We start from the raw sequence: 13,197 nt of genomic DNA, 5'->3' as shown, positions 1-13,197 counted from the left end.
CCCCCCGTCGGTTCGCCCCCTTCCCGGCGTTCGGGAGGCGAGCGAGGGACTTTTCGCCCGAGGTCCCGAACGGGGCGTATGGCTCAGGCGACTCAGGAGTTCGGCGACTGGCCCCTCAAACGGCTGATGACCGAGGTCTGCGGCTCCGGCCACAAGTCGGCCGACGACCTCACGCGCGCGCAGGCGACCGAGGCGTTCGAGCGGATCCTCGCGGACGAGCCCGACCCGACGACGCTCGGGGCGTTCTGGCTCGCGAACCGCTGGAAGCGGAACACGTCCGAGGAGCTCGGCGCGTACGTCGACGTGATGTGCGAGCGCGTCGAGTACGCGGAGCCCGACGCCGACCCCGTCGACTGCGGTGCCAACTACGACGGGAAGGGGCGCTCCGCGATCCTCGGCGTCGCGGCGGGCGTCGTCGCGGCCGCCGCGGGCACCCCCGTCGTCGTCCACTCCGGCGACCGCGTCCCCACCCAGAAGCAGGACGCGTACAAGCACGTCTTGGACGAACTGGGCGTCCACACCGAGCTGACGCCCTCCGACTCCGCCGACATGGTCGACGAGACCGGCTTCGGCTTCTACTACCAGCCCGCCTTCAACCCCGCCGTCGACGACCTGTTCGACCGGCGCGACCAGATGGGGGTCCGCACGTTCGTCAACACGATCGAGACGCTGGCGAACCCCGCCGGCGCCTCCGTCCACCTCGGCTCCTTCTACCACCTCGCGTTCGCGAAGAAGGTGGTCGACACGTTCGTCGAAAGCGAGTTCCACGACCTCGACCGCGTCCTCATGTTCCAGGGGATGGAGGGGTACGACGACGTGCGGCCCGGCTACACCAAGGTCGCCGAGTGGGACGCGGCCGGCGGGGCCGACGGCGCGGACGGCGACGCCGGCAGCGAGGGCGCCTCCTTCGACGACTTCGAGATCGAGACCGCCGAGTACGGGATGGACCTCGAAGAGGCGGACCTCGCGGTCGACGACGTGGCGGTCGAGTCCGCCGAGATCACCGAGGCGGTGCTGACCGGCGAGCGCGACGGCCCGTTCGCCGACGCGGTCGCGGTCAACGCCGCGCTCCGGATCTACGCTCGCGAAGACGCCGACTCGATCGAGGAGGGCCTCGACGCGGCCCGTGAGGTCATCGACGACGGCTCCGCACACGAGGTTCTCGAAGCGCTTCGCCACTTCTGATCGCGCTTGACACGTCTGTTCGTCCTTTCTCTCGTCGCACCGCGCTGTTGTCTCTCGCGAGCGTGATTCCCCCGGTTTTCACCCTCTCGGTCCGCCGATCTGGGCCGAATTTGGGGCGGAATTCGGAAAGCCGTCTTCAGTGTGTAGCACCAAGCGAAGGCGTACCGAACATGACCCACGATACCCCTTCACACTATGCCGACGTGTGAACACTGTGAGGCGCACGTCTCCGAACGGTTCGCCCGGGTGTTCTCGGACGCCCGCGGTCGGATACACGCGTGTCCGAACTGCTCGGCGAACGCCGGGATAGCCGAAGTCGCAAAAGAACGGGCGCAAAACGCCTGAGTCCCGCTGACCGGTCCGTCGGCCCTTCTCTCGGTTTTATCGCCCCGACGACGCCTAGCGCTCGGGCGCGGACGGCATCGAGCGCTTGTGCGCGCTGCGCTCGTGGAGTTCGACAACGCGGTCGACCGCCTCTGCCGGCACGTCGAGTTCGCGCACCGTGGCCGCCCGCGAGAGCCCGCCGTCGACGTGGACCGCCAGGATCGCGTCGACGGTGTCGTAGTCGAGCCCCATCTCGTCGGCGTCGGTCTGGCCCTCCCACATGCCGGCGGTCGGTTCCTGCATCACCAGATCGCGGGGGACGCCGACGTGCGCGGCCAGCTGGCGCACCTGCTGTTTGTACAGGTTTCCGATGGGGTTGCAGTCGACCGCCTGATCGCCGTACTTCGTGAAGTAGCCCGTCATCGCCTCCGCGCGGTTCCCGGTCCCCAGCACGACCCGGTTCTCGGCGTTGGCGACGAAGTAGTTCAGCACCGCTCGGGTCCGGACGTAGACGTTGCCCGCCGCCATGCGGTCGTCGGCCGCCTCGGGGACGGCGTCGAAGAAGGACTCCGCGATCGGCTGGATCTCGATCACGTCGTACTCGATCCCGAGTTCGTGGGCGACGCGCTCGGCGTCGCTCATCACGTCCGGGTCGTTCACCTCGGCGGGCATCGTGATCCCGTGGAGGCCGTCTTCGCCGAGCGCCTCGACGGCGAGGTAGGCGGTCAGCGTCGAGTCGATCCCGCCGGAAAGCCCGAGGACGGCGCCCTCGGCGCCCGCGTCGTCGACGAGATCGGCGATGAAGGAGACGATGCGCTCGCGGGCGTTCTCAAGCTCCGCGTCCGAGAGGCGGAGGTCGAGCGGGGGGTCGTCCGACAGCAGCACCGACTGGTCCGAAGTCCGGCTCATGGGTGAGTCTGGGACCGGGGCGACTAATACCTCCCCGTCGGCGCGGGGAACTGGACGCGCGTCGGGTTCTACAGGAGCCCTTCTTCTTCGGCCAACAGCAACCCCTCCAGCGTCGCGTCGTTCGTCGGGGGCTCTCGGGCGACGTCCAGCGCCTCGTCGATCGGAACCGTCCGCGGGACGAGGAACTCGTTGCTGTCGTGGTCGACGTCGACGGGCTCTAACCCCTCCGCGAACACGTAGCCGCGCGTGTGGCGCAACACGCCGGTCGAACACCACACCTCCTGCAGCAGCGCGGTCGAGGACGGCGCGAAGCCGGTCTCCTCGGCGAGCTCGCGCGCGGCGGCCGCGGTGTACGACTCTCCGGCCTCGACGATTCCCGCGGGGAGCTCCAGCTGGGTGTTCCGTACGGTCGGGCGGTACTGCTCGACGAACAGGACCCGGTCGTCGGCGACCGCGACCACGACCGTCGCGGGCGACAGCTCCGCCCAGTAGTACTTCTTCTCCGACCCGTCCGGCTGCTCGACGCGGTCGTACCCGCCGACGAACCACCCCTCGTCGTACTCGACGACGACCTCCCGGACCGGCCACTCCGGCTCGCCCGGCAGCGAGTGATTCCGCCCGTCGTCGAACGCCGGCAGGTCGCCGAGGTCGTCGCTCACGGCTGCACCACCTCCACGTGGTAGACCCGCCCGTCGCGGCGGACCCGGACTCCGTCGTCGGTCGCCGCCTCCGGCACCTGTTGGGTGAGCGCGTCCACCTCGTCGAACGGGGTGTGGGTGAACCACTCTTTCACCCCGTACGGCCCGGTCTGATACCCTTCGGAGCGGCCGTCGTCGCTCGTGAGTGCGCCCGTGAGGAACGGGTACCGGCGGTCGGTGACGTTGTTCACGTCGGCCGCGGTCTCGTTCGTCTCGATCGGTTCGGCGGTGAGGTAGTAGGGGTCGCCGCTCCCGAGGTAGCTGGGGAGCGCCCCCAACGCGAGCAGGGCGACGACCACCAAGGCGATCGCAATGAGGAGGTTCCGGGTGACCCGGCGCATGGTCGCCGTTGGCGCCGGCCGGGAATACCGGTTTCGACCGCGGTGGGTCGATCGTGACCGTCCCCTCCGCTCTCGCCGCCGACGCGCTTTACTCTCACGCGCCCCTCCCTCGCCCATGGAGTTCCGGTTCGAGCTGGCGCTGTGTGCCGCGCTCGAATCGCCGAACCGCGTCGTCGCCCGCCAGCTCGGGGCCGGGATCGAGAACCCCGGCGGCCGGATCGTCGACGTCTGCGTGCTGACGCCCGGCCCGGAGTTCGATCGGCGCGCGGCGATCGCGCCCGACCGGATCCCGGACCCCGCGATCGAGGCGGCGGTCGGACCGGGAGCGGCGGTCCCGGTCTCGGAGGCGTTCGACCTCCCGCCGGACCGCGCAGAGGCGATCGCGGAGCGCGCGGCCGAGATCGGCTACCTCGAACGCGAGCGCCGCGACGGGCGGCCGGTCGTGCGCGCGACCGCCCGATACCCCGACGACTGGGTCGGCTCGCTGACCGCGATCGAGAACAAGCCGGACCTCGGCACGCCCGGCGATCTGGCGGCCCAACTGCGATACGACGCCGCGCTCGGCCTGTTCGATGAGGTGATTCTCGCCACTGCCTCGTACGTCACCCGCGCGCACCTCAACCGGATCCCCGAGGCGGTCGGCGTCTGGCGGTTCGATCCCGAGACCGGCGAGCGCGAGGTCGTCCGGGAGCCGATGCCACTCGCACCCGACGCGCCCGGCGTCGAGATCCGCGAGGAACGCGCGCTCCGGACCGACGTGGCGCTCGTCGACTCCGCCGCGAAGGCGCGGAAACGCCGCCGGATCGCCGAGCGCGCCTACGGAAAGGGGTGGCGTCCGGACCCCTCTTCCTGCGCGCACGCGACGACGACTGCCGACGGGCGCCCGTACTGCGACCGGTTCGACCGCGTCGTCGACCCCGGACGCGACTGCGGGCCGACCTGTGACGCGCGCGAGTCCGCGGATCCCCCTGCGACCGACCGGGAGCGCCTCCGCGACGAGCGGACCGCGTGGGTGGCCGATCCCGACGGCGACGGCCCCCGCCGCCAATCCGGGCTCTCACGGTTCCTGTGAGGGGCACTCGTGGGAACCCTTATACTTCGAGAGACGGACTCTCACGTATGGACGACATCGATGACGTCTTCGTCGCGCGGTTGATGACAAGCGAACTCCACACGGTGACGCCGGACACGCTGGTCGAGGACGCGGCGGCCGTGCTGCTCGACAACGACATCAGTTCGGCGCTGGTCGTCGACGACGGCGCTCTCGTCGGCATCCTCACCACGACCGACTTCGTCGACATCGTGGCGAAGAGCCAGCCGAAAGCCGAGACCACCGTCGAGCGGTACATGAGTCCCGACCCGATCACGGCCGGCGCGCAGGATTCTGTTTCGGCGGTGGCCGCAACGATGGTCGAACACGGGTTCCACCACGTCCCCGTCGTCGACGGAGATGAGCCGATCGGGATCATCACCACCTCCGACTTCGCCGCGTACGTCTCCTCGCCGGAGGCGCCGTCGCCGTAGCCCCGGTCCGATTCTCCCGCTTTTCTCGGCGGTGCGTCCCCGACGCCGACAAGTGCCGCCCCTTTCTGTGGGGTATTACCCGCGGATCGCGTACCGCGATCCATGTCCGACCACCTGCATCTCAACCTCTTCACCATGGCCTCGGTCGAGCACGTCTCGCCCGGGTCGTGGACCTACCCCGGTGACCGGTCGCCGGAGTACACCGACCGCGAGTACTGGACCGAGGTCGCGCGCACCGCCGAGCGCGGCGGCTTCGACGCGGTGTTCTTCGCCGACGTGCGCGGGATCTACGACGTGTACGGCGACGACCGCGAGACGGCCGTCGAGAAGGCGGTTCAGACGCCCGCGAGCGACCCGCAGCTGGTCGTCCCCGCGATGGCGGAGGTCACCGACGACCTCGGCTTCGCCGTGACGCGCTCGACCACCTACACCCACCCCTATCAGCTTGCACGGGAGTTCTCCACGCTCGACCACCTCACCGACGGACGGGTCGCGCTCAACGTCGTCACCTCGTACCTCCAGTCGGCCGCCGAGAACCTCGGGCTCGACGAGCGGATGGACAAGCAGACCCGCTACGATCGGGCGGACGAGTTCCTCGACGTCTGTTACGAGCTCTGGGAGGAGTCGTGGGACGACGACGCCGTCGAGGTCGACCGCGAGTCCGGGCGGTACACCGACCCGGAGAAGGTCTCGGCGATCGGCCACGAGGGCGAGCACTTCTCGGTGCCCGGCCCCCACGGCTGCGAGCCTTCCCCGCAGCGCACGCCCGTTATCTATCAGGCGGGCTCGTCGGACCGCGGGCGGGAGTTCGCGTCCGCGAACGCCGAGGCGGTGTTCGCCAGCCAGCCCACCGAGGAGGGCGTCCGCGAGTACATGACGGACGTGAAGTCGCGGGCGGCCGACCACGGTCGGGACCCCGAGAGCCTCAAATTCTTCATCGGCGTCGTACCGATCGTCGGCGAGACGGAGGCGGCCGCCGAAGCGAAACACGAGACGTATAAAGATCACGTCGACGTCGAGGCGACGCTCGCGCTGCTCTCCGGGTTCCTCGACATGGACCTGTCGGAGCTCGACCCCGACCAGAAGGTCGAACACATCGAGACCGACGCGATCCAGGGGACGATGAACGCGTTCACGAAGGCCCAGCCGGACCGCGAGTGGACCGTCCGCGAGGTCGCCGAGTTCTGCGGGCTCGGCACCACCTCCCCGAAGATCGTCGGCACCCCGGAGCAGATCGCCGACGAGCTGGAGTACTGGCACGAAGAGGTCGGCGTCCACGGATTCAACGTGAAGGAGGTGGTCCGCCCCGACTCGCTGACCGACTTCGTCGACCTCGTCGTCCCCGAGCTGCGCGAGCGCGGGCTCGTCTCCGACCCGAACGACGAGGGGGACTCGCCGCGCGGCGACGGCACCCTCCGCGAGCGACTCCTCGGGACGGGCCAGTCTCGGCTCCGCGACGACCACCCGGCGAAGCAGTAGCCGGCGCCGTTCCCCCGGTCTTGTGAATATCTCGCCGGTGTCTAATACGACAAGCCTGCCGCCCCCGGCACGCTTAAGTGGATTCCCCCGCTTGTTTCAGGTGACGCTTCGCTTGGAGGGCCGAAGCGTCAGCGGGGACCTACTGAACGGCACGCCCGTGCCACCTTTTCACGGCACGGGCGTGCCGTTCGTTCCTTTCACTATCCCTGAGCTGCCGGTCTCTCTCGATCAGGTGGGTCGTCTCGTCGCCTCTCGGATCGCGGCTTATAGCCTCGGTTCACCGTCCTCGGCAGGGATCGCCGCGACCACGGTCACCGCTCGGACTTAGAGCCGCTCGCCCTGGTACTCTCCCTCGTAGGTCCCCTCGTGGTCGGCGGCCGCGAGCACCAACTGACCGATCCGCGCGCCCGGTTCGATCGCGATCTCGTGACCCACGTCGAGGCGACCTTCACCGACGCCCTCGTAGCCCGCGTCCCAGACCGCGGTGTCGAGGGTACAGGAGTTGCGCAGCAGCGTCGACCGCGGGAGCACGAACCCGATCCGCTCGTCGGGGATCCGCACCGGCTCGCCATACCGGACCACGTACGTGCCCGCTTCCAGTCGGTACGCGCCGTCCTCCGGCTCCAGCTCCGCGCGCTCGCCGACCCGCTTGCCGTCGCGGCGGATCGCGCCCGGATCCGTCTGCTCGAAGACGGCGCCGACCGTGAGGTCGACGCCGTTCGGCTGTCGCTGTGCGTCACTGAGGTCGGCGCCGCCCTCATCGAGCGCCGCCGCGACCGTCGCTCCCGAGTCGAACATGTCCCACCGGACCCGCGGGCGAGACTAAACGGTGTCGCCCGCGATCGCGGGGCCGATCGTCTCGATCGCGGTATTCGCTCAGACCCCTGATTTCAGCGGATATAGGCCTTTATCGGCCTTATATACTCGTTACGCCTATTTCTCACGTGGTAAATGATACCACGAGTACTATTCCGCAATATTTGCTTCCTTTACCGATCTAACACGGTCGATCTTGCAAAAAACTCGCGGGTTTTATATCCACGGGAGAGCCATCTTCGCGTGATATGGGACAGACGATTACGGAGAAGATCCTCGATAACCATCTCGTCGAGGGCGAGCTGACGCCCGGCGAGGAGATCGGTATCGAGATCGACCAGGTGCTGACGCAGGACACCACGGGGACGATGGTGTGGCTCCAGTTCGAGGCGCTCGATCTGGACGAGGTCCAGACGGAGCTGGCCGCGCAGTACTGCGACCACCAGACGTACCAGTTCGACTTCAAGAACACCGACGACCACCGCTTCCTCCGCTCTGCAGCCGGCACGTACGGCGCGTACTTCTCTCGGCCCGGTAACGGGATCTGCCACCAGGTCCACAAGGAGAACTTCGCGGCGCCCGGCAAGACGCTGCTCGGCTCCGACTCGCACACGCCGACCCCCGGCGGGCTCGGCCAGCTCGCGATCGGCGCCGGCGGCCTCGACATCGCCGTCGCGATGGGCGGCGGCCCCTACTACGTCGAGATGCCGGAAGTCGTCAACGTCCACCTCGAAGGCGAGCTGCCCGAGTGGGCGACCGCCAAGGACATCGCGCTCCACCTGCTCGGCGAGCTGACCGTCAAGGGCGGCGTCGGCAAGATCTTCGAGTACACCGGCCCCGGCGCCGAGAAGCTCACGATCCCCGAGCGCACCACGATCACGAACCTCGGCACCGAGCTCGGCGCCACCTCCTCGATCTTCGCGACCGACGAGAAGACCAAAGACTGGCTCGCGCGCCAGGACCGCGAGGAGGAGTACGTCGACCTCCAGCCCGACGACGACGCGGAGTACGCGGAGACCATCGAGGTCGACCTCGGCGAGCTCGAGCCGCTCGTGGCCGCCCCCTCGATGCCCGACAACGTCGCCCCCGTCAGCGAGTACGAGGGAACCGACGTCGAGCAGGTCATCGTCGGCTCCTGTACCAACGGCGCCTACGAGGACATCCTCCCCAGCGCGAAGATGCTGGAGGGCCGCGAGGTCTCGAAGGGAACCGAGATGATCGTCGCGCCCGGCTCCAAGCAGGCCTCCGAGATGCTGGCCCGCGAAGGTTGGACCGCGGAGATGATGGCGGCCGGCGTCAACTTCTCCGAGGCGACGTGTGGCGCGTGTATCGGTATCGGCCACGTGCCCGCCTCCGACTCCGTCTCGCTGCGCACCTTCAACCGCAACTTCGAGGGTCGCTCCGGCATCGAAGACGACTCCGTCTTCCTCTGCTCGCCCGAGGTCGCCACCGCGGCGGCCATCACCGGCGAGATCGTCGATCCGCGCGATCTCGCCGACGACCTCGGCGACCTCGAGGCGCCCGGCCTCGAGATGGGGACGAAGTACGGCCCCGGCATGGGTGAGTCCGACTCCGACATCATCTCGCCCGACGAGGCGATCGACGACGGCCTCGTCAAGGGCCCGAACATCGGCGACGTGCCGCTCAAAGACGGGATCGACGTGGACGGCGGTGAAGCCCTTCTCAAGATGAAGGACAATATCACCACCGACCACATCATCCCGGCGACGGCGGACATCCTGAAATTCCGCTCGAACATCGAGAAGCTCTCCGAGTTCACGCTCTCGCGCGTCGACGATACGTTCGCGCAGCGCGCGCTCGACGCCGACGGCGGCGTCCTCGTGGCCGGGGAGAACTACGGGCAGGGCTCCTCGCGTGAGCACGCGGCCCTCTGTCCGATGTACCTCGGCATCGAGGCCGTCTTCGCGCAGAGCTTCGCCCGCATCCACAAGGCGAACCTGTTCAACTTCGGTATTGTCCCTCTGGCGATCGACTCGGAGACGTACGACAAGATCGAGCAGGGCGACGACCTCGAAATCGTCGACGACGTGCCCGCGGGCGTCCGCTCCGGGCAGGAGGAGTTCACCGTGAGCGTCAACGGCGAGTGGGAGTTCACCGCCGACCTCGACGCCTCCGAGCGCGAGCGCGACATCCTCGCGGCCGGCGGCAAGCTCGCGTGGGTCAAACAGCAGCACGCCGACGACGGATCCGGTGCGGCGCCGGCCGACGACTGAGGCGACCGCCGACGCCGACCGCTCGGTCGGCTCCGATTCTGCTCCGCTTTTTTCAATCGTCGCCAGCGGCGACGTCGGGCTCGCCGCTCTCGCCGACCCATGCACCCTGCGTGAAGTCGATCGCGCCGTTCCACTTCGCCACGATCGTGGTGACCGCGAGGTCCCCGCTGATGTTGGTCATCGTCCGCAGGCGGTCCAGGATCGGGTCGACGCCCGCGACGAACCCGACGACTTCCAGCGGCAGCCCGAGCTGCGTCAACACGAGCGTCAACATGATGAGCCCGGTCCCCGGCACGCCCGCGGCCCCGACGCTCGCCAGCACCGCGACGAGGACGACCGTCACCTGCTCGGCGATCGACAGCTGGACGCCGACGAGGTTCGCGGCGAACACCGCCGCCACGCCCTGATAGAGGGCGGTGCCGTCCATGTTGATCGTCGCGCCCAGCGGCAGCGAGAAGCTGTAGACCCCCTCGTCGATGTGGAAGTTGTTGTCGGCGTTCGCCATCGTCACCGGGAGCGTCCCGCTCGACGAGCGGATCGACAGCGCGGTGATCAGCGCGTCGCGCCCGCCGGTCAGGAACCCGATCGGCGACTGCCCGGCGAGCAGCCGCACGATGATTCCGAGGTGGACGACCGCGATATGCGCGACGACGGCGATCACGAGCGTCGCGATGAGCAGCGCGAACGGGACGATCGCGTCCACGCCGGCCTCGCCGAACACCGCCGCCATCAGCGCGAACACGCCGATCACGCCGTACTCCATCACGCCCCAGACGACCTTGAACATCGCTTCCGCGCCCGCCTCTGCCAGATTGTAGAACGACTCGACGCCGTTCTGGATGTCCGTCGAGTCGGTCGACTGTTCGACGAGCGCCAACGCGAGTCCGAACACGATGACGAAGAAGATGATCGGGAGGATGTCGCCCGACGCCATCGCCCCGATCGGGTTCTCGGGGACGATCCCCAAGATCACCTCGACGATGTCGGGCGCCTCGGCGGTCTGGGCCTCCGCGTCGCCCAGTTCGAGGTTGGCTCCCGGATCGATGAGGTTCGCGACCAGCAGTCCGAAGCCCACCGCTACGGCCGAGGTGAGGGCGTACAGCCCGACCACCTGTCCGCCGATCTTGCCGAGGTTGCTCGGCGAGAGCCGACGCGCCCCCATCAGCAGCGTGAACAGGACGATCGGAACGATCAGCATGCTCAACAGACTCACGAAAATGTCTCCGAGCGGTTGGAGCGCCGTCGCCGGCTGGCCGACGACGAGCCCGAACACCGAGCCGAGCACGAACGCCACCCCGATCCGATAGACGATCGGTATCGCGCGGTACCGCTGCCACGATCCCATGGCTGTGGTTGACATACACTCGCTATTGTCAACTGGTATCTAAGTAAGTATCGCCGCCACCGTGTGTTCGGCGTACTCGGTGATACGGAGCTTTTGAATCGGAGAGTCCGGCCGATCAAGCCTTCCGGTCGGAGATTCCCGCCGGTCGCGACGGCGGAAAGAGAGAAAACAGAACGGCAGCGTCGTCGTCGGCCGACGTTAGCGGGCTGCGGCGGCGACACGCTCGCGCTCCTCCTTCTGCGAGATGGAGTAGGAGCGCTCGGGGTCGTAGTCCGCGGCCGTGACGAGCTCGTTGGCGAGCGCCTCGGCGGCGGAGGTCGTCGACTTGTACGTCGCGCTGGCGACGCCGTCGGAGATGAACAGCAGCGCCTGATCGACGCGGCGCTGGGGCGCGACGTCGACCGCCTTCGGGACGGAGATGCCGCCGTACTTCAGGCGGACGGTCTCCTCGCGGGGCGCGGCGTTCTCGACGGCCGTCACGAGGATCTGGACCGGGTTCTCCTCGGTCCGCTCGTGGATGATGTCGAAGGCGTCGCGGACGATCCGCGTCGCCTGCTGTTTCTTGCCCGTGTTCTCGTCGGTCTGCATCAGGCGGTTGATCAGCCGCTCGACCAGGGAGATTTCGCTTTTCTTGAACTGCTTGGACGCGTGACGGCCCATGGTGTGCGCGATCGGCGTCACGGTCATGTAGCGCTTCGTCGAGGGGTCCTCGTAGGCGATCTCGGTGACGTCCCAGACGTCGAACAGCTTGGCGTTCTCGTTGGCGGCCTCGCTGGACGCGGGCGCGTCCGGATCCGGCTCGTCGGCGGCGACGTCCTCGTCGGACGGCGCCTCGGTCTCCTCCCCGCTCATCTGACGGGCTTCTCCGCGTTTCCGCGAACCAGTTCGATCATGGAGACTCCGTTGACCTTCTCGACCTTGTAGTTGACACCCGAAAGGTCGCCCATCGCGCGACCCTTCGCGCCGCCGATCCCGGCGATCGTGACCTCGTCGTGCTCGTCGATGAACGAGATGGCGCCGTCGCCGGGACAGAACGCGGTGACCTGTTTCCCGTTCTTGATGAGCTGAACGCGGACGCACTTTCGGATCGCCGAGTTCGGCTGCTTTGCCTCGATCCCGACCTTCTCCAGCACGATCCCGCGGGCCTGCGGGGCGCCTTCGAGGGGGTCGGACTTCTTCTTGAGCCCGCGCTCTCGCCGAGCGTACTCGGAGTCGGACCAGCGTCGCTTCTGCCGGTCCTGTTTGAGCTTACGGGCCGCGTATTTGCCGTTCGCCATCGTACATCCACTTCCGAACGGAGCTACTTAAGCGTCGTCTTTCGACGCGGAGAAACGCCCTCAGATCGCTCGAACGGTACCTCTCGTCCGTTCTGAGGGTGTTTCTCGGAGCGATCGGATCGAAAACGACGGGCGCTCTCGACGGCTTACCGGCTCAACGGTGGCGAGCGCCCGTCGTTTCGTCTGGAAACGTGCCGGAGAAACGCGTCCCCGAGTCAGGCGCTCGTCTCCTCGCGCGCCTCCGCGGCCCACTCCGGTTCCGACACCGTCGCGCCGAGGTCGCGGTAGTCGATGTCGACGTCGACGGTCGCCTCTTGGTCGTCGTGCGGGCCCGCCCACGACTGTTCGAGCCGCGGGACGACGCCGGACTCGTACACGTGGACCGTCGCCGACGCCGTCTCGACCGTCTCGGGAACGTTCCGGTCGCCCTCGAAGGCGTCGGCGGTGAACCGCGCGGTCGGCTCGCCGCGCACCTCGTCCTCGCCGTCGCTCGTCGGGTTCCACAGGTTCAGTCCCTCGTACTCCGTCTCGCCGCCCGCGGTCTCTCCTTCGACGCGGATCCCCGTTACGACCTCCGCCTCCATCGCCGTTTCGAGGTCGTCCGCCGATCGGTCGACCGACTGCCGACCGTACTGCGTCTCGTCGCCGACCCGCTGACGGACCAGCGCCTCGCCGTCGGCGACGTACAGCTCCGACACGTCGGTCTCCTCTGTCTCCGTCATTTCCTGTCGCACGTACTGGCGCCCGTTCTCGATGTCGTACGCGGACTCGTACTCCTGCGAGGGGAGCCACGGGCTCGGCTCCGCGTCGTCGTCGTGGGTCGTCTCCGCGATCGAGAACAGCGTGGCGCCTCCGGCGTCGACGATCGCCCCGACGTGGCTTTCGGAGAGGGCCGCCACGTCGATCCCGTCTTCGTCGCGCCACTCCGCGTCGGGGAACGGCCGGTCCGGCCCGTCGTCGCCGCCGAGACAGCCGGCGATTCCGACGGCGACTCCGGTCCCGACCCCGGTGAGGAAGCGTCTGCGATCCATGCGGCGACAAACGAACGCGGCGACAAAAGGGCGT

At 68.2% G+C, this 13,197-nt stretch carries 14 protein-coding genes; 6 read left to right on the top strand and 8 right to left on the bottom strand.

The genetic code is table 11. The annotated features are described in order from the left end of the window. Window positions 1-78 precede the first annotated feature (78 nt). Window positions 79-1,185 (top strand): anthranilate phosphoribosyltransferase, encoded by a 1,107-nt coding sequence (locus FGL94_RS15170; protein ID WP_144927168.1) that lies wholly within the window; start codon window positions 79-81, stop codon window positions 1,183-1,185. 195 nt (window positions 1,186-1,380) lie between these two features. Beyond that, entirely contained in the window at window positions 1,381-1,530 is a 150-nt protein-coding gene (locus tag FGL94_RS19055) for a DUF7563 family protein (RefSeq protein ID WP_008005507.1), read from the top strand. Window positions 1,531-1,584: 54 nt separating this feature from the next. On the opposite strand, the gene FGL94_RS15165 is transcribed toward FGL94_RS19055, so the two are convergent. From FGL94_RS15165 to FGL94_RS15155, 3 genes are all read right to left on the bottom strand, one after another. Continuing rightward, complete coding sequence (locus tag FGL94_RS15165; RefSeq protein WP_144927165.1) at window positions 1,585-2,418, bottom strand: NAD+ synthase; 834 nt, start codon at window positions 2,416-2,418, stop codon at window positions 1,585-1,587. Window positions 2,419-2,486: 68 nt separating this feature from the next. After that, window positions 2,487-3,077 (bottom strand): NUDIX hydrolase, encoded by a 591-nt coding sequence (locus FGL94_RS15160; RefSeq protein WP_144927162.1) that lies wholly within the window; start codon window positions 3,075-3,077, stop codon window positions 2,487-2,489. Next, entirely contained in the window at window positions 3,074-3,457 is a 384-nt protein-coding gene (locus FGL94_RS15155; protein WP_144927159.1) for a hypothetical protein, read from the bottom strand. The genes FGL94_RS15160 and FGL94_RS15155 overlap by 4 nt, the downstream gene beginning before the upstream one ends. A 115-nt stretch (window positions 3,458-3,572) precedes the next feature. Here FGL94_RS15155 and FGL94_RS15150 point away from each other — a divergent pair, with 115 nt between their 5' ends. The 3 genes from FGL94_RS15150 to FGL94_RS15140 all read left to right on the top strand — a co-directional run bounded on the left by FGL94_RS15150 (window position 3,573) and on the right by FGL94_RS15140 (window position 6,460). After that, window positions 3,573-4,529 (top strand): DUF5787 family protein, encoded by a 957-nt coding sequence (locus FGL94_RS15150; protein ID WP_144927156.1) that lies wholly within the window; start codon window positions 3,573-3,575, stop codon window positions 4,527-4,529. 47 nt (window positions 4,530-4,576) lie between these two features. After that, window positions 4,577-4,981, top strand: coding sequence for a CBS domain-containing protein (locus FGL94_RS15145; protein WP_144927153.1), 405 nt, complete (start codon window positions 4,577-4,579; stop codon window positions 4,979-4,981). 102 nt (window positions 4,982-5,083) lie between these two features. Next, window positions 5,084-6,460 carry an LLM class flavin-dependent oxidoreductase gene (locus FGL94_RS15140; protein ID WP_144927150.1) on the top strand — a complete coding sequence of 459 codons (1,377 nt, stop codon included), beginning with the start codon at window positions 5,084-5,086 and terminating at the stop codon, window positions 6,458-6,460. 324 nt (window positions 6,461-6,784) lie between these two features. On the opposite strand, the gene FGL94_RS15135 is transcribed toward FGL94_RS15140, so the two are convergent. Next, window positions 6,785-7,258, bottom strand: coding sequence for a deoxyuridine 5'-triphosphate nucleotidohydrolase (locus FGL94_RS15135; protein WP_144927147.1), 474 nt, complete (start codon window positions 7,256-7,258; stop codon window positions 6,785-6,787). A gap of 266 nt (window positions 7,259-7,524) precedes the next feature. Here FGL94_RS15135 and FGL94_RS15130 point away from each other — a divergent pair, with 266 nt between their 5' ends. Continuing rightward, on the top strand, window positions 7,525-9,510 hold the full coding sequence (locus FGL94_RS15130) for an aconitate hydratase (protein WP_144927144.1): 1,986 nt from the start codon (window positions 7,525-7,527) through the stop codon (window positions 9,508-9,510). A 52-nt stretch (window positions 9,511-9,562) separates the two neighbouring features. Here FGL94_RS15130 and FGL94_RS15125 read toward each other — a convergent pair whose 3' ends face one another. The 4 genes from FGL94_RS15125 to FGL94_RS15110 all read right to left on the bottom strand — a co-directional run bounded on the left by FGL94_RS15125 (window position 9,563) and on the right by FGL94_RS15110 (window position 13,163). After that, window positions 9,563-10,870 carry a dicarboxylate/amino acid:cation symporter gene (locus FGL94_RS15125; protein WP_206664944.1) on the bottom strand — a complete coding sequence of 436 codons (1,308 nt, stop codon included), beginning with the start codon at window positions 10,868-10,870 and terminating at the stop codon, window positions 9,563-9,565. A 183-nt stretch (window positions 10,871-11,053) separates the two neighbouring features. Further along, window positions 11,054-11,707 (bottom strand): 30S ribosomal protein S7, encoded by a 654-nt coding sequence (locus FGL94_RS15120; RefSeq protein WP_144927140.1) that lies wholly within the window; start codon window positions 11,705-11,707, stop codon window positions 11,054-11,056. After that, window positions 11,704-12,132: a 30S ribosomal protein S12 gene (locus FGL94_RS15115; RefSeq protein ID WP_004048726.1), complete on the bottom strand. Its 429-nt coding sequence runs from the start codon at window positions 12,130-12,132 to the stop codon at window positions 11,704-11,706. Before FGL94_RS15115 ends, FGL94_RS15120 begins: the two co-directional genes overlap by 4 nt. Before the next feature lie 215 nt (window positions 12,133-12,347). Beyond that, window positions 12,348-13,163: a DUF7537 family lipoprotein gene (locus tag FGL94_RS15110; RefSeq protein WP_144927137.1), complete on the bottom strand. Its 816-nt coding sequence runs from the start codon at window positions 13,161-13,163 to the stop codon at window positions 12,348-12,350. Window positions 13,164-13,197: the final 34 nt, after the last annotated feature.

Source organism: Halorubrum salsamenti (assembly GCF_007671685.1).
GTDB classification, from domain to species: domain Archaea; phylum Halobacteriota; class Halobacteria; order Halobacteriales; family Haloferacaceae; genus Halorubrum; species Halorubrum salsamenti.
The sequence above is the reverse complement of the archived record's forward strand: the minus strand, read 5'-3'. Positions and strand labels throughout refer to the sequence as shown.

Bases quoted from the DNA above. Each gene is read 5' to 3' on its own strand.
- FGL94_RS15135 (WP_144927147.1), bottom strand. From the start codon at position 7,258: ATGTTCGACTCGGGAGCGACGGTCGCGGCGGCGCTCGATGAGGGCGGC.
- FGL94_RS15155 (WP_144927159.1), bottom strand. From the start codon at position 3,457: ATGCGCCGGGTCACCCGGAACCTCCTCATTGCGATCGCCTTGGTGGTC.
- FGL94_RS19055 (WP_008005507.1), top strand. From the start codon at position 1,381: ATGCCGACGTGTGAACACTGTGAGGCGCACGTCTCCGAACGGTTCGCC.
- FGL94_RS15165 (WP_144927165.1), bottom strand. From the start codon at position 2,418: ATGAGCCGGACTTCGGACCAGTCGGTGCTGCTGTCGGACGACCCCCCG.
- FGL94_RS15110 (WP_144927137.1), bottom strand. From the start codon at position 13,163: ATGGATCGCAGACGCTTCCTCACCGGGGTCGGGACCGGAGTCGCCGTC.
- FGL94_RS15145 (WP_144927153.1), top strand. From the start codon at position 4,577: ATGGACGACATCGATGACGTCTTCGTCGCGCGGTTGATGACAAGCGAA.
- FGL94_RS15140 (WP_144927150.1), top strand. From the start codon at position 5,084: ATGTCCGACCACCTGCATCTCAACCTCTTCACCATGGCCTCGGTCGAG.
- FGL94_RS15115 (WP_004048726.1), bottom strand. From the start codon at position 12,132: ATGGCGAACGGCAAATACGCGGCCCGTAAGCTCAAACAGGACCGGCAG.
- FGL94_RS15120 (WP_144927140.1), bottom strand. From the start codon at position 11,707: ATGAGCGGGGAGGAGACCGAGGCGCCGTCCGACGAGGACGTCGCCGCC.
- FGL94_RS15150 (WP_144927156.1), top strand. From the start codon at position 3,573: ATGGAGTTCCGGTTCGAGCTGGCGCTGTGTGCCGCGCTCGAATCGCCG.
- FGL94_RS15125 (WP_206664944.1), bottom strand. From the start codon at position 10,870: ATGTCAACCACAGCCATGGGATCGTGGCAGCGGTACCGCGCGATACCG.
- FGL94_RS15130 (WP_144927144.1), top strand. From the start codon at position 7,525: ATGGGACAGACGATTACGGAGAAGATCCTCGATAACCATCTCGTCGAG.
- FGL94_RS15170 (WP_144927168.1), top strand. From the start codon at position 79: ATGGCTCAGGCGACTCAGGAGTTCGGCGACTGGCCCCTCAAACGGCTG.